Source organism: Blastopirellula marina (assembly GCF_002967715.1).
GTDB classification, from domain to species: Bacteria; Planctomycetota; Planctomycetia; order Pirellulales; family Pirellulaceae; genus Bremerella; species Bremerella marina_B.
Genome location: NZ_PUIA01000069.1, coordinates 118995 through 142766 on the forward strand (window position 1 = coordinate 118995; position 23772 = coordinate 142766).

Genomic DNA, 23772 nt, shown 5'->3' on the forward strand with positions numbered 1-23772 from the left:
AATCCTAACAAACGGTTGCTTCCATTGGGCTGCGGACAGCCAGATCAATCACGGCTGCAGGGTCAAGGATCAGAGCAACTCGGCCGTTACCCAGCACGCATGCGCCGGCAATGCCTTCGACGTTCTGATAGTTCTCGGCCAGCGACTTCACCACGACATCTTCTTCACCCAGAATCCCATCCACCACAAGCCCCATCTCTCGGCTGTCGTTTCGGATGATGATCATGGTGACGTCCCCTTGCGACACAGACCGCTGAGTCGGCTGGCTCCAGTGGAACGTATTGTGCAGTTCAACTACGGAAACAGGGCGACCGCGAACCATCGCAGTTTCTTTGCCATGCACGGTTCGCAGTTCCGTACGTCGCAGGCAAACAATCTCGACGATCGATTCGACCGGAATCGAGAACAAGTCGCCATCGATGCGTGCCATCAGGCTTGGCAGAATCGCCATGGTCAAAGGCAACTTGATCGTAAAGACCGTTCCTTCGCCATGCTTGCTATCGACTTCGACAACACCGTTGATCGATTCGATCTTGGCACGAACGATATCCATCCCCATACCGCGGCCCGAGATCTCGGTAATCGCTTCGGCGGTGCTGAAACCTGGTTCCCAGATTAACTGGTAGATCTGCTGATCGCTCATACGATCGAGATCTTGCTGGGTTACCAGTCCCTTTTCGAGGGCCTTCTTCGAGATCTTATCACGGCTCAAACCCCGACCATCGTCGATGGCTTGAATGACGATGCTGTTGCCGCGATGGAACGCGTTGAGCGTAATGGTGCCACATGGGGCCTTTCCGGTCTTGATTCGATCCTCAGGCGATTCGATGCCATGATCGGCAGAGTTGCGAACCATGTGAATCAGCGGATCCCCTAACTCGTCAATCATGCGTTTGTCGAGTTCGGTTTTTTCGCCATTGATCTCCAGCGTGATCTCTTTCCCGTTGGTTCGCGAAATGTCTCGGACGACGCGACGGAAACGCCCAAACAGGGGCCCAATCGGTACCATGCGTGTATCCATAATCGTTTTCTGGATACCGTCGGTCACGCGATCCAACTGGTGAACGGCATCAAAGAAGCTGGTCATGCCAGTGCGAATGGAGTCCATTCGACGCATTTCCTTGGTAATCGCGGTCAGGTTCTGCTGAATCTTGCGAACCTGAGCGTGGACCTCGGCCAGTTCTTTCGATTCCTTCTTCGATTTGCCTGCGGTATTGCCGAGCAGCTTTTCACACATGAGCTCGGTCGAATCAAGCCATTGCTGACACTGTTTATGCGGCACCGCATCTCGCAGGTTTTCACCCAACTGATTGAAGCGAGCCTTGCTGATCACCAACTGGCCGGCCAGGTTCATCAACTGATCGAGCCGCTCGATATCGACACGCAGTGTTTCGGCAGGCTTGGCATGATTCGCCTCGGCTGGCTTGCCGGCGGACGCGGCAACCGGTTTTGCCTCAGGCACTTTGGCTTCAGAGACCTCAGCGGGCTTGACATCCTGCTTCGCAACCGGTGCTTCCACCTTTTCGGCTTTGACTGCAACCGGAGGAGCTTGGACAGGCGTGGCTTCCACCACTGCTGCAGGAACCTTCGATGTGGCGTTCAAGTCTCGTTTGAGTTGTTGAATGCTTACTTCCCGAACCCCAGACACGTTGACGATACTGTGGATTACAGAATCTTCCAACTTCGTTACAAAGCCGATCAGGACCTCAGACAATTCACTGATGGTATCAAGCTCACTTCGCTTAGGATTCGTCAGCAGAACGGTCCCTTGTCGGGCCAGTTTCTCGCAAAGCAGCTGCGCCTTGAGCCCGACCAGGGGGATATTGCTTGTCAACTGAACCCGGATTAGCAGCAGACGCGAAGCTTCGTCTTCAAAGTGGCTGACCGCAAGTTGCTGAAGCTCTTGTGTATCGAGTGACCGCGGCTGTTCACTTACGACTACCTCTTCTTCGGTCGCAGGCTCTTCGGCCTCTTCGCTGCTCGAGAGGCAGTCCGCTTCGACCGCAAGTAGTTCACTGGCACAGCTTACGAAGTCAACGTCTAGCGTCTCACCACTTCGCAGCCCCTTTAAGTAGACTCGCAGGGCATCGACACATCCCAGTAGAGCGTCGACCAGAAACGGATCCAAGGTCTTCTCAGCATCGCGATGACGCTGAAGTACGTCTTCCATCATATGAGCCAACTTGGCTGGCCGATTCAGACCGATGGAAGCTGCCGATCCCTTGATGCGATGCGACGTGCACATCAGCGTTCGGACCGACTCTATCTGGGTCGCAAGATTTGAATCGAGCAACAGGTCGGTCATCTCATCCAGCGACAGTTCGGTTTCGTCGAGGAAGATCGCCATGTATTTTGCCGGAACTTCCGCTTCGTCGCGAACCTCGGCGAACATTTCCGTGCAGTCAAACGGATCCACGAGCGGCGAATCTTTGGCTGGTTCCACGATTGATTCTTTCTCAGTCTGTGTTGTTGGCTCGGATAGTGCTGGAGACACAGAGCCGCCGAACGCATCGTCGACATCCCCCTGTGCGCCTTGCTCTTTCAAGGCTCCGCCTGCAACGAGCACCTCGGTGATAGCCGCAATTTGCGTTTCACAGTCCAAGTCATCCGACTGCGTATCACGAAGGTGATCGATCAATTCACTCAAACGATCAACCGATGCATAAACAACGCCAACCACATGTCGCTCGATCGTCAACTGACCTCGTCGGGCAGCGTCGAAGACATTCTCGATATTGTGGGTCAATCCATTAATACGGGGCAGGCCGAGCATCGCGGAAAGTCCCTTGATGCTGTGTGCCGAACGAAACATGTCGTTCAACAAAGCCTCGTCGATGACAACTCCAGAGCTGGCTTCATCCTGAACCCACTGCTCCAACTCCATCAGGCGTTCATTGATTCTTTCGATCAGCTGGGTCGATTCATCTAGAAAATCGGCCAGCAAATCGTCCGAACAATCATCTCGCATCGCTGTGCTGTCGCTCATTGTCCTGCCCCAAGTTTGCAAAACCAAGTTTTGCGTCGTTATGAACTCATTAACCTGCTATTTCCGCAGATAGAGCCACGGATGAATTCGCTCGAACCCATCCATCAGGTCGCTAATCCCCTCGGCTGCGCCTGCCACCAGGTAGCTCCCCGGCTTCATCACCTGTTCCACATTCCGCATGACTCGCTTCTTGGAATCAGTATTGAAGTAAATCAATACATTCTTCAAAAACACGAGATCAAACGGCGACTCCGCAAGCCGATCCAGCAGGTTGTGCTGTCGAAACTTTGTCATCGCACGAAGTTTTGCGTTGGGCTCCCAGATCGAAGCTCCACCCATCTGGCTGAAGTACCGACGCTTCAAGTCATCGGGTACCAAACGCATGGCCCGTTCGTTGAACTTTGCGTCATTGGCCTCTTGAACGGCTCCGACACCAATATCGGTACCGACAATCTGAATCCTCGTGGCCGATAGATTGCGAACACCATCGGCAATGCAAGTGGCGATCGAATACGCCTCGTCACCCGTGCTACAAGCTGCCGACCAGACTCGCAGTGAGCTCTTGCCATTCTTCTGAAACTCTGGCAAAAACGTTCCTCGCAGCCACTTCCAATTGGAATCATCGCGAAAAAGATAGGTTTCGTGGGTTGTTACCTCTTGCAGAAACCCATCCCACTCCGCATGCGAAATAGGAAGTTTCTTCAGAAAGTTGTAATATTGCTCGAAGTCAGCAATCCCCGATTCCTTCAAACGTCGTCGAATGCGGTTGGAAAGAAGTTGTTTCTTTGCCAGTGAGATTTCGATTCCGGCAACGTCGTAAATCATTTTCGCATAACGCCGCATCTGGTCGTCGGTGACTTGTGCGGTGACGGCTAGTGAGCTCATTCTCTTTTCCCTTCATCCATCTTTTCTGCCCATGACGGTGTCGCCTCGTCTCGCGGCGTCTTACCGCGAGACGAGTGACCGTATTTACCTGCTCGCTTAGATGCGGAAGCGGCTGACCAACTCGCGAAGCATGGTGGCCTGAGCACCCAATTCTTCGCTGCTGGAAGCCATTTCTTCCGAAGCGGCTGCCGACTGCTCGGTGACACCGGAAACCTGCTGAATTGCTCCAGCGACTTCGTTGGCGTTCTGAGCCTGCTCCACAGTTGCGGTGGCGATTTCCGAGATCTTGTCGGCAGTCGAACTGACTCCGGCGATGATCTTTTCCAGTGCGGCACCCGTTTGAGCACTCAGCGTGGAACCATCTTGGACTCGTTGCGTCGACTCTTTAATGAGCGACGAAATCTCTTTGGCGGCTTCGCTCGAACGTTCGGCCAGCTTGCGAACTTCGTCGGCCACCACGGCAAATCCCAAGCCATGTTCGCCGGCACGGGCAGCTTCGATCGCTGCATTGAGTGCCAACAGATTGGTCTGGCTGGCGATTTCCGAGATCACCTGAATGATTTCGCTAATCTGTTCCGAGGAAGTCTTGATCCGTTCCATCGCTTCGATCGACTTCTGAACGGCGTTACCACCTTCTTCCGCCATCGTGCTGGTGTCGCCAGCCATGCGATTGGCTTCGCTGGCATTGTCTTTGACCGAGTCGATGCTGCGGGTCAGTTCTTCAATCGAAGCACTCATTTCTTCGACCGAAGCACTCTGGGTCTGAGCACCCTGAGCCAGGTTCTGCGAATTTTCGGCAATCACCGAGGCACCTTCAGCGAACTGCATGCCGCTGTCGACAACCTGACCGATGATGTCACGCAGGTCGGCGATCATACGATCGATGCCTTCGGCCAGTTTGCCAATTGCATCGTCACGGTTCAGATCGATACGCTTGGTCAAGTCGCCTTCGGCAGCGGCTTCGACAACTGCCAGGATCTGATCGACGTTGCGGAGAAGTTCGGCCTGCTCTTCGCGTTCGCGTTCCAGACGTGCTTCTTCGGCTTGTTTGGCTTTGACTTGATCGGTAACCAGCGACCAGGCCACCATCGGACCAGTGAAGTGACCTTCTTTGTCATAGATGGCACTGGCCTGCAGATCGAGGTATTCACCTTCGATTTCAATCTGAGTATTGATCGGCAGATTGCTCGGATCGCCCAGCAGACGACGCTGATGAGCAGGATTCTTGTGGAAGATGTCGTACGAAGCACCAACAATCTTGGAAACGGGAACCGGCAAGATGTGCTCGATGCTACGCAGCGTCTTTTCCGAAGCTGGGTTCATGTAGGTGATCGTGCCATTCAGGTCGGCCAACAGGATGTTGATCGGGGCGTTTTCGACGATCGCCGTCTTTTCAGCAGCGGAAGCTTCCAGGCGACGCTTTTCGGTCACGACTTCCCAGGTAACCATCGGGCCGAGGTATTCGCCCGCTTCGTCGTAGGTAGCCGAAACCAGCAAGTCGGCCGTTTGATCGCCGAGTTCGATGTTGGTTCGGACTGGGAGATTTTGAGGATTGCTAAGGATGCGGCGTTGGTAGGCCGGATCTTTGTGGAAGATATCGATCGACTGGCCGACAACGGCTTCCGGCTTACAGGGAATATAAGCAGCCAGGGTACGTAGCGTATCCAAGCTGGCCGGATTAACGTAGGTGATCGTAAGGTTCTTATCGGCCATCATGATATTGATGGGCGAGTTTTCGCTCATGGCTTTCGCTACCGAAAGCTCGTTGCGAAGGTTTTGTACGTTTGCGTTGGCCTGAGATGTTTTATTAGCGGTCATGGTTATATAGCTCGTTAGTTCAATCGTCTTGTAAGTAAAACTGCCCCTCCGGTGAATTCCGCGCGCTCCTGCAAGGTCGGTTATCCGCTTCATCGGGGAAGCCGGACTTTCCTGTTGACATGGTTCCGAGACGCAACTCGGAGGCGGCTTAGCCGATTCGAGCTTCGATTTGCTCGACTTCCGATTTGCCCAGAATCTTGTCGATATCCAGCAAGATCAAAAGACGCTTGTCGAGTTTCACCAAACCGGTGAGATACTCACGCCCGAGACCAGCCACGGTCGGAGGTGGCGAGGAAATCTGATCCTTGGAGATACGCAGGACCTCGCTGACGGCGTCGACAATAATGCCGACCGTCTTGCCACCGACATTCATGACCATAATGCGGGTCTCGTCAGTGGACTCTTGTTCTTGAAGACCAAACCGCAAACGCAAATCCACGATCGGAATGACCGTGTTGCGAAGATTGATCAGGCCTTTGATATAGATAGGGGTCTGAGGCACGCGGGTGATCTCACCCATCAGGATGATTTCCTGAACGCGGGTGATTTCGATTCCGTATTCCTCTTTGGCCAATTGAAAACTGACCAGTTGCATGGAATTGAGCCCTTCTCGACGCTGCGATTCGTGGCTCGAACGCTCTTCCGTCTTTAAATCTTCAGTAGTTACGGACAAAACTCTGTCTCCCGATCAGTGCTGGAACGAATTATCGATCCGCTGCCCCGAGATCCTCGGGCGGGACGGCCATGTCCGCGATTTGTTTTCCTTTACCATCGGATAAACGCTCTGTGCCAGGTGCATCCAGCCCACGCATGCCTGCGGCGTTCACGTATAAAGGTCGGTCAATAAAAACGAAAAAGTTTCGTCCGACTGCACATTTTCACTCATTGTTTGAGACCGCCCCTCTGACCTAGGCGAAACAAACGGAACAACCCCACCTCATTTGGGGAATCCCTAGAGACACGCACCAACCCGCTGAAGTTGCCGACACGTTCTCAGGCGACTAATAACACTCAAATCAGCAATGTCCGCTGGATTGCGGCTGGGCGCGAAAAGGGGAATTTTCTCACTTGCAATTTGACGGTCAGAGAGCGCGACCTATCGTTCGGTAGAAATTTTTAATTTCCCACAAGACCATTCTCCACCGGCCGACTCAGGCCGAGCGGGCAGGCTAAACACAGGAGCATTACAAAAATGTCCACACGCGTACTCGTTGCCGACGACTCCAGCACTATGCGAAAGATCATTCTCCGTTCCCTTCAAGCAGTCGGTGTTCCAAACGCAGTTGAAGCCGCCGATGGAGAAGAAGCTGTTAAGCTCTTCAAGCCAGGCGAGTTCGACCTCGTTCTGACCGACTGGAACATGCCCGGCAAGAGCGGCCTGGAAGTGATTCAAGAGATTCGCAAGGTTGACGCCAACGTGAAGATCATGATGGTCACCACCGAAGCGGAAAAGTCGCGTGTCATGGAAGCCATCCAGGCCGGTGTTTCCGACTACCTGGTCAAGCCATTCACCGCCGATACGCTTCGCGAAAAGCTGGAAAAGCACGGCTGCTAAGTTCCGCGACTTGCAGAACGATATTCAAATCGAATGAGACGACAAAGCCCAAGACGGGCGATGTCGTCTTTTTTTTGCGCCAGAATCGAAGCGACCTCCGTTAGGGCTTCTTCGAGATGACGATCTTCTTCTCTTGAATCTCGTAAGTAAGATCGGTCCCTTCAAATACCGCATCCAGCAAGCCCTGCATGTTGGCAGTCTTCACACTGAAGGAGATTCGCTGCGTCAATGCTTGCTCCATGTCGTCGGGCACCTCAAACTCCATGCCCAGTTGCTGCTCGAGCGCGTTGAGAACCGGTCCCAGCGGAAGCTGCTCGACGTTGAGCGTATAGCGTTTCTCGCCTGGCGTGACTACGGTATTGCGCGCCGTTCCTCCGCGCAACAACTTAGCCACTTGGTCTTGAACTTGCTGCGGCCCAGTCACTGCCAGTTTCCGCTTACCGTCTGACTGGACCTTGGCCTCGGGAAACAGCTGAGTGATCTTTTCGATTGCTTCATCGTGGTTGCCAGCATAAGGATAGACACGCGTCAGCGAGAGTTCATCCGGAATGGGAATCAACTGAAGCTCGACACCGTCGTCGGTCTTGTTAAACCGGTACGACGCATGGTAGCCAGCCAGGACCAGGGAAAGGTATTCGGTCGTTTTCATCGGGGGAAAATCGACCGCCGGCCATAGGTCGTGCTTGATGACGACATCCAGATTATTCCATCGCATGGCATGACTAGCGGCAACGTCGTTCAGAATCTCTTCAGGGGTCGAAAGCTTCGGCCAACCATACTTCTTCCGGTCGAGCAGTTTGACCGCTTCCGGGTATCCACTTGATTTCGCGAACTGTGCTTGAAGTTCGGCCACCGTTGGTAAGCGCCTGGCTGTCTCTTGCGGGCCAAGATAGATGACGTCGCCAACGCGAGCCATGCCAATCCCAAGCTGAGCAGCGATTCGCTGCAGCCCGAGTTCGAGCCGCTCGTCGGAAAACTTCATCTTGATGGGCTGATCAGGATCGACGCGCCGATCCAGGAATATGGCAACCCGCTGCGTTTGCGCCAGTCGCATCAGTCCATCACGAAGAGGGACATCTTCCCAAGTTAAATCGAACGTCGATTGAAGCTGTTTCTCGAGATCTGCTTCGGTTCGCCAGTCGATAGCCTCTTGCGCTTGAGCCAGGCTTCCTAATAGCAAAAACTGGACTGTCAATACTCCCATGAGAAGCTGGGTAAGATTGCGCACTAACGATCGCATGGATTATTTGCTCCGGGGTTACCGCGTGATTACACTCGGACATTGTTCAATGGATTGACCATAATGGATTTTCGATCTCAGGACGAGAGAAATACACTTTGATTGCCGTAAGGCCAACTTGTGAGCCACTCCCCCGAGCGTCATCCCGTACTGCTTTCGATCTTCCAGAAGTACCTTTCGGAAGAAAATACTGCGGCGTTTATTCATCGCGTGGCAGCGGTTTATACGTGCGGTACGCTGGAGCGTCTCTCTCAACACGGTACCGCTGAAGTACGCCGAGCGGCAGTGATGGCCTTGTGCTTTGTCAGCGATTATTCGTCGAACCACACCGTCGGCATGGCCCTGAACGATGCCGACCGGGGGGTTCGCCTGATTGCCGAGAATGGCATTCGTTCTCTCTGGATTCGTGCCGGCACACAAAGCCAGCGGCATCGCTTACGCAAAGTGATGACGCAAATCCAAGGCAACTCATTGGATTCGGCCCTGCAGGAAGCCGACTCGCTGATCGTCGATGCCCCCTGGTACTCGGAAGCCTATAACCAACGCGGGCAGGTTTACTTCAAGCGGCAGAACTTCGAGCGTTCCCTGCGTGATAGTCACCAGGCGTTAGAAATTAATCCCTATCATTTCCCCGCGGCTATCTCGATGGGGCAGTGCTACCTACGCCAGGGCGAAAACGTCATGGCGCTCGATAGCTTCCGCCGCGCCTTGCGACTGAATCCCAACCTCGAATCCATTCGCACGCAGATTAGCTACCTGGAGCGGCAACTCGAAGAGATGTAAGCTACGGGTGCTGGCCTTATCGTTTCGCCACAGCAAGGACTGCGAGCATGGCACAAAATCTCAACCCCGTTCTCATCCTGGGAGCCGGCATCAATGGTGCGGCTCTGGCGCGAGAACTCCTGCTTAATCATGTACCGGTTGTCCTGGTCGACCACGCCGACATTGCCTCAGGCACAACCAGTTGGTCTTCGCGCCTGATTCACGGTGGACTCAGGTATCTCGAGCACGGCGAGGCTTCCCTGGTTTACGAGTCGCTCGCCGAGCGGGAACGCTTTTTGAGCAATTCGCCCGAGCATGTCTCTCCGCTCGAATTGATGATTCCGGTCAAGTCGCAATTCGCAGGACTCATCTCATCGGCTGCGGGATTCTTCAATTTACCATTTCTGAAATCTACCAATCCGTCGCGTGGTTCCTGGGCCATCCGTAGCGGGCTCACCATGTACGACTTTCTGGCCGGAAGCCAGAACCTGGGCTCGCACCGGCGCATGACCGAAAAGCAATGGAAGCCGATCGGTTTCGATGCCAGCTTTGTCGACGTATTCAGTTACTACGATGGGCAGATCGAATTCCCCGAACTGTACGTCTCGACCCTGATTCACGATTGCCAGCTAATCGCCGATCAACACGGTATCCGCTTTACGCTGCGCACTTATCGACGCCCCAAACTGAACGGCAAGCATTTCGAGTTCGAGAACCTTCTCGACTTCGACGCGGCGATCGATCCGCTGGAACCTTCGGCACTTGTCAACGCTTCGGGTCCATCAGGGGATGAAACACTTCAGGAATTAGGCATTCGGTCCAATCGCCTCTTCGGCGGAACGCGTGGGTCACATTTGATCTCGCACAAACCGGCCCTGAAAGAAGCCCTGGGCCCGCGAGGCATCTACGCCGAGGCATTCGACGGCCGACCAGTCTTTATCTTACCGTGGAACGGTGGCGTATTGATCGGCACGACCGACATCCGACACGAAGGCGACCCTGAACAGGCAACCGCCAGCCAGGAAGAAATCGCCTACTTACTGAAGTGCGTTAATTCGGTACTGCCAGGCGTCGAACTTAAGCACGAAGATCTTGCCCAGCATTACAGTGGCGTTCGTCCGCTTCCTTTTGTTCCCGAAGGTTCCACCGCTTCTATCCCGCGCGGCCATTGGCTGCACGAACACAGTTCCACGCCGTGGCCATGCTACACGATCGTCGGGGGCAAGCTGACTACGTGCCGTTCACTGGCCGAACACTCCGCGAAGACAATACTCAAACAACTTGGCCGCGAAGTCGTTGGCGATTCCAAAACTCGCAAGACGTACCAGGGAGATCCTCCCCAGTTCGAGCCAGGGCAGCGTGCTCGGTTTATCTTGCAGCACCTAACCGGCGTCGACCGTGGAGCCGATATCCAAACACTTGCCGCAGCGACGATTACTCAACTTCATGCGAAAACGCTGGCCGATGTTGTCGAACGCCGCTTGATGCTGGTTTTCGATCCTAGTCTTTCGCGTTCGCACCTGAGCGAGGTTGCCGATGCCCTGATTGCCGATGGCAAGCTCGCGATTGACACGAAACAGGAAGCACTGGACGCCTACACCCAAAGATTACAATCGCGTTTCGGAAAGCAGGTCCTTCCTGACTAAACGCCACTTGCAGGACTTCTCACCATGCCTCAGTACATACTAGCCATCGACCAAGGCACCACCTCCAGCCGCTCGCTCTTGTTCGATCACGATGCCCGGATTGTTTCGGTCGCCCAAGAAGAGTTCCGCCAGATCCTGCCGGCACCAGGGCAAGTCGAGCACGACCCAGAAGATATCTGGAACAGCCAACTGAACACCATTCATGGGGCACTGGGCAAAGTTGCCTTGGACGCAGTAGCAGCGATCGGCATCACCAATCAGCGAGAAACGACATTCGTTTGGGATAAACGAACTGGCAATCCGATTCACAACGCCATCGTCTGGCAAAGCCGTGTTTCGAGCTACCTTTGCGATCGACTGCGCAAAGAGGGGCTCGAAGAGACGATCCGCCAAAAAACAGGTCTGGTCCTCGATGCCTATTTCTCCGCGACCAAACTAATGCACTTGCTGGAGACCATCGATGGGGCACGCCGGGCGGCAGAAGAAGGGCATCTCCTGTTCGGCACGGTCGACTGTTACCTGGTCTGGAAGCTAACCGGAGGCAAGCGGCACGTAACCGACGCGAGTAACGCATCGCGCACCATGATGCTGAACTTCGAAACGCTCGACTGGGACGATGAACTTCTGGCCGCTTATAATATCCCTCGCGGTATGCTACCTGAGATCGTCGACTGCAGCGGCAAGTTTGCCGAAACGGATCCTGCGATATTCGGAGCATCGATTCCAATTGCCGGCATGGCCGGTGACCAACAGGCCGCTTCCTTCGGTCAGACCTGCTTTGATCAGGGGATGGTGAAAAACACCTACGGGACAGGGGCGTTCGCGCTGATGAATATCGGCGACAAGCCGGTCCTTTCTCAAAACAACCTACTGACCACCGTCGGTTGGAAGATTGGCGACCAGGTAAGCTATGCCCTCGAAGGCTCGATCTTCGTCGCCGGTGCGGTCGTGCAGTGGCTGCGTGATGGACTGGGTATCATCGAGTGTTCGTCCGAAGTGGAACCTTTGGCAGATACTGTTCCCGATAACGGCGGCGTTTATTTTGTACCTGCATTCGTAGGACTAGGGGCACCTTACTGGGACCCAAATGCCCGGGGAACGATTGTCGGCCTCACGCGCGGAACGACGGGAGGCCACTTGGCCAGGGCAGCTCTCGAGTCGATGGCGTATCAAACACGCGACATGATCGAAGCCATGCAACGTGACGCAGGCGTTCCGCTGCAAGTCTTGCAGGTAGACGGCGGTGCCAGTGTGAACAATGCCTTGATGCAGTTTCAAACCGATCTACTGGGAACGACTGTCCGCCGTCCGAAAGTCAGCGAGACGACGGGCCTGGGGGCGGCATTCTTAGCGGGGCTCGCCGTGGGGTTCTGGGAATCGCAAGAAGAACTTCGCGGGCTCTGGAACCTGGACAAAGAATTCATGCCAGCAACCGATCGCAGCAAAATGGATCAGATGTATGCTCGCTGGAAAGAGGCCGTCGAGCGAAGCCGAAACTGGGAAAGAGCAGGGGAGTGATGGAGCTAGGCGTGTTGATCATGACGATCTTTACCGGACTGTTGGGGATTGGCGGTATCTGGTCCGCCATTCAGGACACACCCGAGGTGTTTCAATCTCGTAAAATCGCGTTTCTGGAAAAGCACATCGGTCGAATCGGTGCCCGTCTTTTCGTTGGCATTGGCGGTCTGCTATTGTTAATCTTAGCGATCAGCTTTGTTGCCCTTCCGCCTGAGTAACTAAAAGCGTTCAGACGTTGCTTCCCAGCAATTAGTACACACATGGACGTCGCGACTCCAAGACCTCAATCGCAGCGGGAAGCTGCTTAGACGGGTGCACGATGATTTTCCCCTACAGCACTGACGCTCCCCTCTATCACCTGCCGATCGTGACCGTGTCGATGATTGTCATCAACACGATCATCTTCTTCTCGTACCCACTTAAGTCTGAGTTCGACCTCTCGGACATCTCCGAGGATCAGTACGTCGAGTTCATGCAAGAAATGCGTGACGAGGGAGTGATAAGCGAAGAAGAATACCAGGAAGCCATGGAGGAAATGGGCGATGCTGACGAGGTAGAAGTCGAAACGGCACCAGCCGACGGCGACCTGCTCACGCTGCAATATGGCAGGGGCCTGCGTCCCTGGCAGTGGATCACCGGGCACTTTCTGCACGCTGACTTCATGCACCTGTTCGGCAATATGGTCTGGCTGTGGACGTTTGGCCTGATCGTCGAGGGAAAGATTGGTTGGCAGAAATTCCTCGCGGTCTACTTCGGCATTGCCGTCGTGGAAGGCTTCATGGAACAAACGCTCATGCTGGGCATGGATCCTGAACCTTGGAACTGCTCGGTTGGGGCATCGTCGATTATCTTTGGAATCATGGCCATGGCCATGATCTGGGCTCCGGCGAATGATGTTCACTGTAACGTCCTTCTATACCCGACGGCGCTGTTTAGCGTTCCCGTTGCAGGCCTCGGCGGCTTCTACATGATGTACAGTGTGATCATCGCCGTCTTCTTCACCTTCAATGGCGAAGCGATCACACCAACCAGCGAGCTACTACATGCCCTGGGTGGAGTTGTTGGACTTGTCGTGGGTATAGGAATGCTGCGCTACGGCATGGTCGATTGCGAGAACTGGGACCTCTTTTCAGTATGGGCGGGACGCAATCGCATGTCTCGCGAAGAGCTCGCGGAGTTGACGTCATCGTCGGCAGACTACCAATCGATGGCGCAAACGCACTTGGAAAAGGGATTAGGTCAAATCCGGGCAATCTTAAAAGAGGAATCGTCTCCTCAATTAGCCTATCGCGCTCACCTTAGCATGACGCAAAAGTACGAACGCTGGTATCTGCCGGACGCAGAGTTCCTGATGATCATCAAACAGCTTTGCGACCAGAAACTATGGGACGATGCAACGCTGGCCATGGGGGAATACCTGAAAACGGCTCGCAGCAAACAGGATCAGGTACGCTTGAAACTATCGTCCGTCCTACTCGATCAACTGGGACGCCCGAGCCAATGCCTGTCGGTCCTCTCGAAAGTCACACAAAGCTCGCTAGGGGAACGAGAGAAAACGATCTATCGAAAGCTGGCCAGCAAAGCGAGTAAGCTCAAAGAAGAGGGTGCCATCGACACCCTGGAGGACTGGTAAGAAGAATCTTTGTAGGGTTCCAATATTACGTGAAATGCGACGAATAAACGATAGCATCCATTCAGCGATCCTTGCATTTCGACACGATGTTCATACCCTGCGGAACCGACGCCCCTCTTTACCACGTGCCTGCCATGACGATCTCGCTGATCGTCATTAACGTTGGCATTTTCTTCGCCGAACCGATCCAGTCTGCCATCGCACCCCAGCAAGGGGACCAACAAACGGCAATTGCCGAATGGATACTCGATGCCGGCAACCATCATCCCAACGCGAACATGCTTCAATTCGGCGAAGGCATTAAGCCCTGGCAAGGCGTGACTGCTTCGTTTCTACATGCCAACTTCCTCCACCTGATTGGCAACATGCTGTTCCTGTTTGTCTTCGGCTTGATCGTCGAAGGAAAGATCGGCTGGTGGAAGTTTCTACTTGTCTACTTCGGAATAGCGCTAGTTTGGGGTCTGTTGCTTCAACTAATCGCAATGACCTTCAACCCCGGGTTTCATGCCACGGCCCTCGGGGCATCCGGCGTCATCTTTGGATTGATGGCGATCGCCGTCATCTGGGCTCCGCTGAACAATGTGGAAGTCATGATCGTCTTCCAACGATTTGGTAACGTCTCGCACAGTATTGAACCGGTCGACGTACCGGTAATGGCGTTGGCTGGGTTCTACTTACTGTTCGACATCGTTATGAGCATTTTCATTGTCCAAGGCCGTTATGGATTTGTCCCCTATACCTGCGTACTGCATGCAACCGGCGGCCTGCTGGGAGGCGCGACAGGATTATGGATGCTTCGATCGAAACTCGTAGACTGTGAACGCTACGATGCGTTTTCCGTTTGGGCCGGTCATCACGAGAAAACTCGCGACCAACTCAACGCAGAAGAACTCACCAACGATGAAAATAAGCTGGTCCAACAAGGCCTTCAGCAGATACGTCAAATCCTTGATGAAGCCGAAAACCCGCAAATGGCCTATCGAGCCCATGTCAGCATGGCCCAGAAGTACGCTTCTTGGCATCTGCCAGAACGTGAATTCCTGACGATCATCAAACAATTGTGCGATCAACAACGAGATCACGACGCGCTGCTCGCCATGGAAGAATACCTGAAAGCCAATCGCCCCAAACAGAATCAGGTTCGCTTGAAACTGGCTTTGCTGCTGACTGGCCCAATGCAGTTACCGGGGCAGGCCCTCAGCACGCTATTGCCAATTCATTACGACAATCTGTCGCAGAAAGAGCAGATGCTCTACAAGAAAATTGCCGCCGAGGCCAAAGCCTTACAGGCCGCCGGGGTCGCCGACACTTGCATGGACGATTGGTAAACGAAAAAAGGCGATCACACATTCGTGCAATCGCCTTTGTATTTCACAGCAATTCAGTTGCGTACTAGCGACGCATGTTCTGCGAAGCCATGGCTTGCTGAACCATCGACGAATATCGCTGTGGATCGTTCCAGAACGTTTGCAGGCTCTGTTCGCTGCTGAACAAGTACAGCGTGCCGCGGTAGGTCAAACCATAGCGGCGATCCCCAGGCACAACCTGCCCGTTGCCCAGGTAAGCAACCGGGTCGATGCCCGACATGACAGGACTGTACTGATTGGGGTTAGCCAAAAACTTCTGCTGTTCGTTCTGCGACGAGAAGAGATAGATCTGGCCTTGGTGCTGAGCACCCCAGCGAGGATCACCCTTCTGCCACTTCATTTGCTCGACCAGCGTCACCGGGCAGTATCCGTCCATGGCGAACTTCGGCTGCTGCGGTTCTGGCTGTTGGGCCGGAGCGGAAGGTGCCGGAGCCGAAGGGGCGGCAGCAGGCTGCTGTTGGGCAAACTGCTGTGCTGGCGGCTGCGAAGGAGCAACGTTTTGGGTTGGAGCGTTGGACGAGAACCGGCTTTGATTTGGTGCCTGAGTTGGCATAACCTGGTCGGGGCTTGGTCCCATCGAAGCAAAACGCGAAGTCGCTGGCTGCTGCGGGGCAACCTGTTGAGTCGGTTGCGATGGAGCAACCTGAGCCGGAGCTGCATTGGCAGGGAAGTTGGAGTAACGCGAACCTGCCGGTTGGCTCGGGGCGACCTGTTGAGGTGCCTGAGGAGCGACCGGGGTGGTATTGGCAGCCTGAGCAATCATGCCGGCAGTTGGAGCAGCGTTAGGATTCAGCTTGGCAGAAACCTGAGCCAGGATACCGGTGTAGCGTTCTTGTTCCTGAGGGCTGATCATGCGGTACACAACCTGACCACTCGGAGCGATCACAACGTCTTGCGGCCAGCGGTCGACACCAAATTCCTTGGCAATCGCAGGCTGCTCACTCGCATTGATCTTGATCGGAATGTAGTTCTGCTCGACTGACTGGGCGAAGCTGGCTTGCGAAAAGACATTCGCTTCCAGACGACGACAAGGTGGGCAGTTATCGGCATAGAAATGAATCAGAACCAGCTGATTCTTAGCAGCCGCTACACGCTTGGCAGTATCCAGATCTGGTGCCCAGCGAACGGCATCTTCAGCAAGAACCATCGTCTGGAATAATGCCAGCAACAGGGCGATAGCAGAGGTACGGATAATTAACGACATGAATGAACGAGCCCCGGTAAGCGAGTTCCAAAATATGGCTTGGTTCGGTTTTCCATTGGTTTCGTATCGGGACGGCCACTTATCGAAATACATCAAAAGTAACGATTTTGAGGAATTTCCTGGCCTAAACTGCCGACCGGGTGGTATCAATCGTACCGATTAGGCAAATCATATGGGCGCTAAGTTCCTTGGTGACAACAACTTGCTTGCGATGCTACTTTTCCGATGCAGAAAATGGAAAACTCTGTCGATTGATTGAGAATGATAGCTTGACACAACCGGTCAAATCCTTATGATGCCAGTAGTTTGATCGCCAGCGGTCTGTTGGCAAAACCGCGTGTTTTGCAGACAAAGCTGGCCATCCTTTCTGCTCAAAGGCGTCGGCCTGAGATCTTCAGCAAGCGTCAAGTTCTTCGGGCAGTTATGGTTTTCTTTGAGACGTCACAGTAAGTAGTGTGACCCGTTTGAGAACCAAGGAAGCTTTCAGTTCTTCAGGGAACTGTTTCGGTTACCACGAGACTTCACTAGGGTAACTAGTCTTGCCAGCGAGGCACTTCAATGGCCGAGGCAAGGGACTTGGGTAACCACCAATTTTCAGTTGTGACTCGTTAGGTAACGGAATTACCTTTCGACCTTCATTAAACACCGAGCAGTTCGCCCTCGGCATCCTGCTCGGCCACTGTTGCCATCCTTAAGGCATCCTCGCTTTCGGTGAATGGCAACCCCGTAACCTCTCACACATCAGGCATTCTCGTGGGATGCCTCGTCCCTTACGTGCGTGAGGTTGAGCTAGATTCAGCACGGTCGTTTTGCCAGTTTCTGGCATCACTTGTGCGAGTTATTCGCTCCCAAGGTACTTAGGAATCTTTTTAACCCCGTTCAGGTAAAAACTCCCACTTAGGGAGAACAACCTCAGGAATCTGTTAATCCGATCCTGTGTTCTTTCTGAAGACACCGGCTCGAACCTGACTTCTGTGATTAGGTAGCTTTCAATGTCAAACAAACGGCAAGCCCGCTCGAAATCTGGTGGTGGGCGACGACGTGGTAACAGCGGTGGTGGTGGTGGCGGCCAGAGTGGCCCCGGCCCTAAGGGGCGCGGTCGTTCCGGTGGAGGTCGACGCCGCTCTTCTCCCCCTAGCTCTAATGTGCCACGCAACAATCTCGAAAATGAAGAATTTGAACCAGGGGAACCCATTCCACTGGAACCTGGCTACGGCCTTCTCGAGATGCACCCTAACGGCTACGGCTTCTTACGCAGCCCAGCCAACAACTACGCTCGCGAACGTACCGATCCATTCGTGCCCGGCACAATGATCGAACGATACGGTCTTCGCGAAGGGGTCATGATTCGCGGTATGATCCAACGCTTTCGTCGCGGACAAGGACCTCGCCTGCGAGATGTCTTCGACGTCGATGGCATGCTGCCAGATGATTACCTGAACGTCAAATCGTTCGACGAGTTGACGCCGGTCAATCCTTCCGAGCACCTGAAGCTGGAATACGACGGTGGCCCACTTACTAACCGTGTCGTCGATCTTTTAACGCCACTGGGCAAAGGCCAACGTGCTTTGATCGTGGCTCCGCCGCGTACCGGCAAGACCATGCTGTTGCAAAATATCAGCCGTGGTATTTCCGCTAACCACCCTAGCGTCAAGCTGGTGGTCCTTCTGATCGACGAACGTCCGGAAGAAGTGACCGAAATGCAGCGTAGCGTAAAGGGCGAAGTGATCGCGAGCAGCCTGGACCGCGACATCGAAAGCCACGTGCGTCTTTCGCAGCTGGTGATCGAACGTTGCAAGCGTCTGGCCGAATCAGGCCAGGACGTCTTCCTGCTGCTGGACTCGATTACTCGCCTGGCTCGTGCGTTCAACAAATGGGTCGGTGACAACCGAGGTAACAGCGCCATCATGTCGGGCGGTATCAACGTCAAGGCGATGGACATCCCTAAGAAGTTGTTCGCCACCGCTCGTTCCTTCGAAGAAGGGGGCTCACTCACCATCGTCGGTACGGCTCTGGTCGACACCGGCAGCAAGATGGACGAAGTGATCTTCCAAGAGTTCAAAGGGACCGGCAACATGGAACTGGTCCTCGATCGCAAGTTGGCCGATCGCCGCGTCTGGCCGGCAATCGACATTTCGCAGTCGGGCACTCGTCGCGAAGAACTGCTGCTTACCGAGGAAGCTCTCAACGCGGTGGTCGCCCTGCGACGCACGCTGACTTCGATGCATCACATCGATGCTATGGAACAGCTAACCAAGCAGTTGGGCAAGTACGAAAATAACGATCAGTTCATCAGCCTGATCGCCAACAGTCGCGATCGTTATCAATAACGATCCAGCCCAACTCAGCAAACTCATTCGGAGCCGCTCGCTATCGAGGGCTCCGTTTTTGTTGCGCTGAGCAGTTTCTGATCTCGCCAGATTAAGAACGCAAACAGCGGAATCGCAGCCAAGGCCGCAAGCTGATAGGCGGTCAGTCCGAGCACAAACGTCGGTTCTGGACGAAGCCACTCGGTAAAGAAGCGATACGTCATGTAGGTAATCAGGTAGATCTTAAACAACTGCCCGGGAAACATCTTCTTGCGCCACAGCACGAAGAACACCACGGCGCACGTCAGGTGAAAGATCGACTCATAGATCTGCGTCGGATGACGAATTAGCTGGCCGCCATCCGGAGCACTGGGAAACGCGACACCCCACGGCAAGCTGCACGCCTGGCCAAAACAACATCCTGCCACAAAGCAGGCCCATCGCCCAATTCCAATCGAGACAGCCACCGGCACAACGAAACTATCACCGGTCTTCGTGCGGATATCGAGAATCCACTTGGCGAGTTCCACGCCAAAGTACCCCCCCAGCAGCCCAGCAATGATCGTCTTCCCGTGGGCAAACCAGGTCGTCCCATCGATCAGCCCCTGCCAGTCGTAGATCGCAAAGGGAAGTTTTGCACCAATCATCGCTCCACAAAAACCACCCAGCGCGATACCGGCCTTCTCCCACCAGGCAAGTTCCAGTTTCTCTTGAAACAGCCGCAGCAAGATGAAGCCGACGAAAATCGCCACCAGCATGATCACCATGTAAGCCAATTGCGTCATCGTGCGCTTTCCACGGCCGTCTTCAAGGGTGGCAGCTCCACGTGACCTTCGCGATACAGAACGTTGTACGCGCAAAACGGCACGACGTGTCCACTGGGCAACAAGTGATGCACGCAGCATTTCATCACGCGTCGAACGTCGAAGTTGTACACATCTAAGAAAGAGGTGATCATGATCCGAAAGACATCCTCCGCACCGAGTTCTTCCCGCATGGCCCTGGTAAAGAAGTCGACGGCCGCCTCGGCATGACGCGGATCGGATGTATTCAACGCTCCAATCAGTTCCTCAAGTGGACTACTGCTACTTAGCACCGGCAGCGACGACTGGCCGGAGGAGGGCGGGGGAGCACAGCTTCCGCCGGGGCAGCATGCTTCACGTACCAGGTAACGTTCCAGCAATTCTTTCACGGCACCTCGCTGAAACGAGATCCCGCCGGAAAGCAGATCCAAGTGTTCGGCCGCTTTGATAAATCGCATCAGCGGAATCAGCTCCCCATTGCGGCGACAAGCATACGACATCTGATGACAATTGGGATGGGCACACGGCAGCGGCATGAAGTCGGCCTCGGTGTACATGCCCGACGTTTGATCGACAATCCCACGAATGACATCCGGAAACGTGATCCGGTTTTCGAGTTCCTCCGGCAGCACGTGACGCCCGGAATAGGTTGCCGGCTGCAAGCTCAGCCCGGTGATCCAAGGCCGCTTCGCGCAGTATCGCACCAGTTCGCCCAGCTCATCATCATTCACGCCTGGCTGCAAGGTCGAAACGAGATTCACGTGCAGCCCAGCCTCGCCACAACGTTCCACCGCTTTGAGCTTGGTCTCGACGAGGGCTTCCCCTCGGAGCTGCAATGATGTCTTGTCGCGAAAACCATCGAACTGCAAATACACCTCGACTCGATCGCGCCGCTCGGCCAGGAATTCGAGCGTCTCCCGATCGTGCGCTAGCCGTATTCCGTTAGTGTTGATCATCACATAGTCGATCGGCTGAGACAGGGCGTACTCGACAATCGCGCGGAAGTCGGGATGAATCGTCGGTTCTCCCCCCGATATCTGCAATACCTCGGGGTGCCCTTCGACCTCGACATAACGATCGATCGTTTGCCGGCACTGCTCGAGCGTCAAATGCTTTCCACCTGGGCCGCTCGACGCGTAACACATCGGGCACGAAAGATTGCAGCTGGAAGTAATCTCCAGCAGGCCGATACACGTGTGCTGTTCGTGTTCGGTGCATAGCCCACAATCCAATGGACACCCTTTGTTCGGCTCGACACCGAACTCGCGAGGAATCTTACCCGGCACATTGAACTGAGCCTGATCGTACCAGGCAACATCCGAGCAAACGTAGTCGTCACGACTGCCGTGGACCTCGCAGCGTTTGCGAAAATAAACACGGTTTCCGCGCGTAATGATCTTCGCCGGGACGATCGCGTGGCATTCGGGACACAGGCTCTGTGTTATGCCGAGAACGGTGTAGTCACGAAACTTGGCCATCCCATATCCCTTCCGCCAACATCAATGGTGGATTAAAGCTTTTGTAAAAGCCACGTTGCAGTAAACAAAGGAGACTATCGCAGCCAGAATACTCAAACCAATGGTGCCTATGCTCATCAGGGTTACGCTTAGTTTCGAGATACGCTCGGCTACTTTAGCATTCCGATTGCGACGCATTTTCCGCAGCAACACGCCACTGATAAGAAGTAGCGGAAATACAAGCACCGCCCAGGTAGCGAACGCCAGCAAGCCGACCCCCAGCATCAACAGGCCGCCACCACCGATAACCACCAACGCGATGACAAACAAACTGGTCGCCCACGCTGCCGCTTCCATCACGGAAGCACGACTGGCAAGCTTTGCGTCTTGTTCTTCACTCGTCGGCTCTCCTGGCCCACCTTCAAAAGGCTCCATTCTCAAAAGCCTCCCGAAGCCGCAAGCACCATGAAGCAAAACGCAATAAGAGCGATAATCGAAGCAATCCCCAACAGCACCATGGCACCAGCAGATACGATCAGTGCTGAAAAACACATCGCGATTCCCCGCAGCCATGGGTTATCACTTTGATTCCCCTTAAGAATCAACACGCCGATCCCAATGCAAAGTGGAGTTACGATGATGAGGTATGGGAGCAAGATGCCGGGCTCGTCGACATACACCCCGAGCCCGACCACAAAGGCCCCCAGTGCTAAAAAGATAAACGCCCAAACCCCGAATATGCGTCCCACACGATCTTGCCGTGGACTGCCAATTGGAGAAACCATCTCCGCTTCGACCAGTTCATCCCCTTCGTAGAGAGGACGACGGCAAATCCAACAGACGTTGGCAAACGTGTTATTCTCGGCACCACATTCTGGGCAATTGATGTGAGGCAAATCGGAACGCGTCATTTCGTCTCCTTTGCCTCGGCCTGAACGAGTCGATCGTGGTACTGCTGAGCAAGCGGCCGGGCCAGACGAACAATCTGCCCAACAACAATCCCGGTCCCACCTAAACAAGCCAGCGCTACTCCTTGTTGCACAAGTGGGACAACATGATTGGCATCGAACCACGTATCGTCCATTACGCCGACGGTTCCCATATAAGCCGCCATTGCACCAAGCGTCGCCAGCCAGACTAGCGGTAAGTCAAATCGCAACCCTGCCATGGCAATCACCAGGTAAAAGGCCCCGGTCAACGAGGTCGCCACGGGTCCGCCTGCGACTCCGACCAACAGTGCAATCGCCAGCAAGTCGACAATCGTGGTCAAATAGGGCAACCAAACCGGCAAGATCCGCTTCAAAACAAGGAGCAGAACAAGCAAGGAAACGACAATCAAGAGTACCGCGGTTCCTGTCGCCACACGCTGAAAAGAAAGATTAGCGGTCTGGCCTGCTTCATCCAGCGATAGATGGTGAGCGATCTGACAACCGTAAAGTACAACGACGGCAATCACCCTTAACAGAAGTACTCGCAGTTCGCTTGCGTACGTCTGCCAGCGCCGCACGATAAACCATTGGCGATCCGCCGTCGGCGAGTCGGGCTGTGAATCAGAGTTCATACGAGCCTATTTCAATTTGCCTGTTCGTGTTGGGTGATGCGCGTCTTAATATAGCGAGCATCACGAATCATGAGCATTAACTTATCGGCTTCGACTTCTCCTCATCAACTCCGGTCGGGGTAGAAATGCTACGCAACGTAAGGCGAAAGCACAGCACGAACGAAATCAGACCGGCGATCAACCCAATCGGTATGCCTCCGTAAAGCATATTGGAGAAGCCATATTCATCCCCCTTGGGGAAAGCGCTGAGCCCAATCATTGCCCCCGCCCAACAGACGGCGGAAAAAGCAATGCCCGTTGCGATCCAAACAGGAATCATGATCAATGCAGAGATTACCAGAGCACTGGCCTGCTGCCATCCCTGGGGCCAGGTGCCGGTCGATTGAAGCTCTTTTCGCATCGCCAGAAACGCGCGCAGATTTGCCGGCACAAGTAACATTGCCGCAATCACCCCAAGGCCAGGGGTAACCAGGAAGAGCCCAAAAGCGATCAGAAACGATACCGCTGCCGCGGCAAGTGCCCCAATCAGAGCGGTCTGGGGCGTTCCCGGATCCGGCTGCGCCCCGCCGCATTCGGCTTCAGGCGACTCGAAGGGATTGGGCTCTTTTTCAGGCTCGGGCATCACCAAAAGCGACTCTCAGTCGAGGAATTTGAGCTCGGGCAAAGCTTGGCCCACGCCCATGATACGCGATAACGGCCCCCATTGCGGTCAAAATCCATGGCCGCTATTCTCTAGATTCTCACGATCAGTTAAGATGCACCGTGAACCAAGAGCCCCCGTCAGGCCTCCCTTAGGGAAGCTTTACGGTGCATCTGACTGGAGGGTAAGCGAATGGTTAGCGGTCACATTGGAAATGTGATGCCCCCTTGTGGGGTTGCGAGTTCGAGTCTCGTGCCCTCCGCTTAAAGCCGTGCTGGTGAATGCCGCACGGCTTTTCTTTTGCGCAAAATTATTCATCGCAAAGCCCCCTTAGCGGCCGGTTAACCCCCTCAAGGGCGTAATCCACGACAACTAAGTTGGATTAAAT

Annotated in this window: 20 protein-coding genes and 1 tRNA gene; 9 read left to right on the top strand and 12 right to left on the bottom strand. The window is 54.4% G+C overall.

Annotation, left to right across the window (positions count from 1 at the left end; genetic code table 11):
* Positions 1-4 precede the first annotated feature (4 nt).
* From C5Y96_RS21010 to C5Y96_RS21025, 4 genes are all read right to left on the bottom strand, one after another.
* Entirely contained in the window at positions 5-2986 is a 2982-nt protein-coding gene (locus C5Y96_RS21010; protein ID WP_105357481.1) for a chemotaxis protein CheA, read from the bottom strand.
* 57 nt (positions 2987-3043) lie between these two features.
* A complete protein-coding gene (locus C5Y96_RS21015; protein ID WP_105357483.1) occupies positions 3044-3871 on the bottom strand; it encodes a CheR family methyltransferase in 828 nt (275 codons plus the stop codon).
* A gap of 96 nt (positions 3872-3967) precedes the next feature.
* Positions 3968-5689 (bottom strand): methyl-accepting chemotaxis protein, encoded by a 1722-nt coding sequence (locus C5Y96_RS21020; protein WP_105357486.1) that lies wholly within the window; start codon positions 5687-5689, stop codon positions 3968-3970.
* Between the two features lie 148 nt (positions 5690-5837).
* On the bottom strand, positions 5838-6362 hold the full coding sequence (locus C5Y96_RS21025; RefSeq protein WP_105357489.1) for a chemotaxis protein CheW: 525 nt from the start codon (positions 6360-6362) through the stop codon (positions 5838-5840).
* 519 nt (positions 6363-6881) lie between these two features.
* Between C5Y96_RS21025 and C5Y96_RS21030 the strand changes: the two genes are divergently transcribed.
* A complete protein-coding gene (locus C5Y96_RS21030) occupies positions 6882-7244 on the top strand; it encodes a response regulator (RefSeq protein ID WP_105357491.1) in 363 nt (120 codons plus the stop codon).
* A gap of 100 nt (positions 7245-7344) precedes the next feature.
* Here C5Y96_RS21030 and C5Y96_RS21035 read toward each other — a convergent pair whose 3' ends face one another.
* Entirely contained in the window at positions 7345-8484 is a 1140-nt protein-coding gene (locus C5Y96_RS21035) for an STN domain-containing protein (protein WP_105357494.1), read from the bottom strand.
* 120 nt (positions 8485-8604) lie between these two features.
* Here C5Y96_RS21035 and C5Y96_RS21040 point away from each other — a divergent pair, with 120 nt between their 5' ends.
* From C5Y96_RS21040 to C5Y96_RS21065, 6 genes are all read left to right on the top strand, one after another.
* Positions 8605-9267 carry a tetratricopeptide repeat protein gene (locus C5Y96_RS21040; protein ID WP_105357497.1) on the top strand — a complete coding sequence of 221 codons (663 nt, stop codon included), beginning with the start codon at positions 8605-8607 and terminating at the stop codon, positions 9265-9267.
* A 47-nt stretch (positions 9268-9314) separates the two neighbouring features.
* Positions 9315-10892, top strand: coding sequence for a glycerol-3-phosphate dehydrogenase/oxidase (locus C5Y96_RS21045; RefSeq protein WP_105357499.1), 1578 nt, complete (start codon positions 9315-9317; stop codon positions 10890-10892).
* 24 nt (positions 10893-10916) lie between these two features.
* Positions 10917-12410 carry a glycerol kinase GlpK gene (gene glpK / locus C5Y96_RS21050; RefSeq protein WP_105357502.1) on the top strand — a complete coding sequence of 498 codons (1494 nt, stop codon included), beginning with the start codon at positions 10917-10919 and terminating at the stop codon, positions 12408-12410.
* Positions 12407-12628: a hypothetical protein gene (locus C5Y96_RS21055; RefSeq protein ID WP_146115756.1), complete on the top strand. Its 222-nt coding sequence runs from the start codon at positions 12407-12409 to the stop codon at positions 12626-12628. Before glpK ends, C5Y96_RS21055 begins: the two co-directional genes overlap by 4 nt.
* Positions 12629-12729: 101 nt before the next feature.
* The gene (locus C5Y96_RS21060; protein WP_105357507.1) at positions 12730-14043 is read left to right on the top strand and encodes a rhomboid family intramembrane serine protease; all 1314 of its coding nucleotides are present in this window, start codon (positions 12730-12732) and stop codon (positions 14041-14043) included.
* Positions 14044-14129: 86 nt separating this feature from the next.
* Positions 14130-15371 carry a rhomboid family intramembrane serine protease gene (locus C5Y96_RS21065; protein ID WP_105357509.1) on the top strand — a complete coding sequence of 414 codons (1242 nt, stop codon included), beginning with the start codon at positions 14130-14132 and terminating at the stop codon, positions 15369-15371.
* Between the two features lie 64 nt (positions 15372-15435).
* Here the strand turns inward: C5Y96_RS21065 and C5Y96_RS21070 are convergent, their stop codons facing one another.
* The gene (locus C5Y96_RS21070) at positions 15436-16614 is read right to left on the bottom strand and encodes a thioredoxin domain-containing protein (protein WP_158261347.1); all 1179 of its coding nucleotides are present in this window, start codon (positions 16612-16614) and stop codon (positions 15436-15438) included.
* Between the two features lie 992 nt (positions 16615-17606).
* Here C5Y96_RS21070 and rho point away from each other — a divergent pair.
* The gene (rho, locus tag C5Y96_RS21075) at positions 17607-18944 is read left to right on the top strand and encodes a transcription termination factor Rho (RefSeq protein WP_105357513.1); all 1338 of its coding nucleotides are present in this window, start codon (positions 17607-17609) and stop codon (positions 18942-18944) included.
* A 23-nt stretch (positions 18945-18967) separates the two neighbouring features.
* On the opposite strand, the gene C5Y96_RS21080 is transcribed toward rho, so the two are convergent.
* The 6 genes from C5Y96_RS21080 to C5Y96_RS21105 form a co-directional block, all read right to left on the bottom strand.
* Positions 18968-19708 carry a prolipoprotein diacylglyceryl transferase gene (locus C5Y96_RS21080; RefSeq protein ID WP_105357516.1) on the bottom strand — a complete coding sequence of 247 codons (741 nt, stop codon included), beginning with the start codon at positions 19706-19708 and terminating at the stop codon, positions 18968-18970.
* Complete coding sequence (locus C5Y96_RS21085; RefSeq protein WP_105357518.1) at positions 19705-21204, bottom strand: radical SAM protein; 1500 nt, start codon at positions 21202-21204, stop codon at positions 19705-19707. The genes C5Y96_RS21080 and C5Y96_RS21085 overlap by 4 nt, the downstream gene beginning before the upstream one ends.
* A gap of 21 nt (positions 21205-21225) precedes the next feature.
* Entirely contained in the window at positions 21226-21618 is a 393-nt protein-coding gene (locus tag C5Y96_RS21090; RefSeq protein ID WP_105357520.1) for a hypothetical protein, read from the bottom strand.
* 2 nt (positions 21619-21620) lie between these two features.
* Positions 21621-22094: a hypothetical protein gene (locus C5Y96_RS21095; RefSeq protein ID WP_105357522.1), complete on the bottom strand. Its 474-nt coding sequence runs from the start codon at positions 22092-22094 to the stop codon at positions 21621-21623.
* Positions 22091-22744: a hypothetical protein gene (locus C5Y96_RS21100; protein ID WP_105357524.1), complete on the bottom strand. Its 654-nt coding sequence runs from the start codon at positions 22742-22744 to the stop codon at positions 22091-22093. Before C5Y96_RS21100 ends, C5Y96_RS21095 begins: the two co-directional genes overlap by 4 nt.
* A gap of 76 nt (positions 22745-22820) precedes the next feature.
* Positions 22821-23366: a hypothetical protein gene (locus tag C5Y96_RS21105; protein WP_105357527.1), complete on the bottom strand. Its 546-nt coding sequence runs from the start codon at positions 23364-23366 to the stop codon at positions 22821-22823.
* A 197-nt stretch (positions 23367-23563) separates the two neighbouring features.
* Here C5Y96_RS21105 and C5Y96_RS27485 point away from each other — a divergent pair.
* Positions 23564-23646: transfer RNA gene (locus C5Y96_RS27485), tRNA-Ser, on the top strand.
* Positions 23647-23772 lie beyond the last annotated feature (126 nt).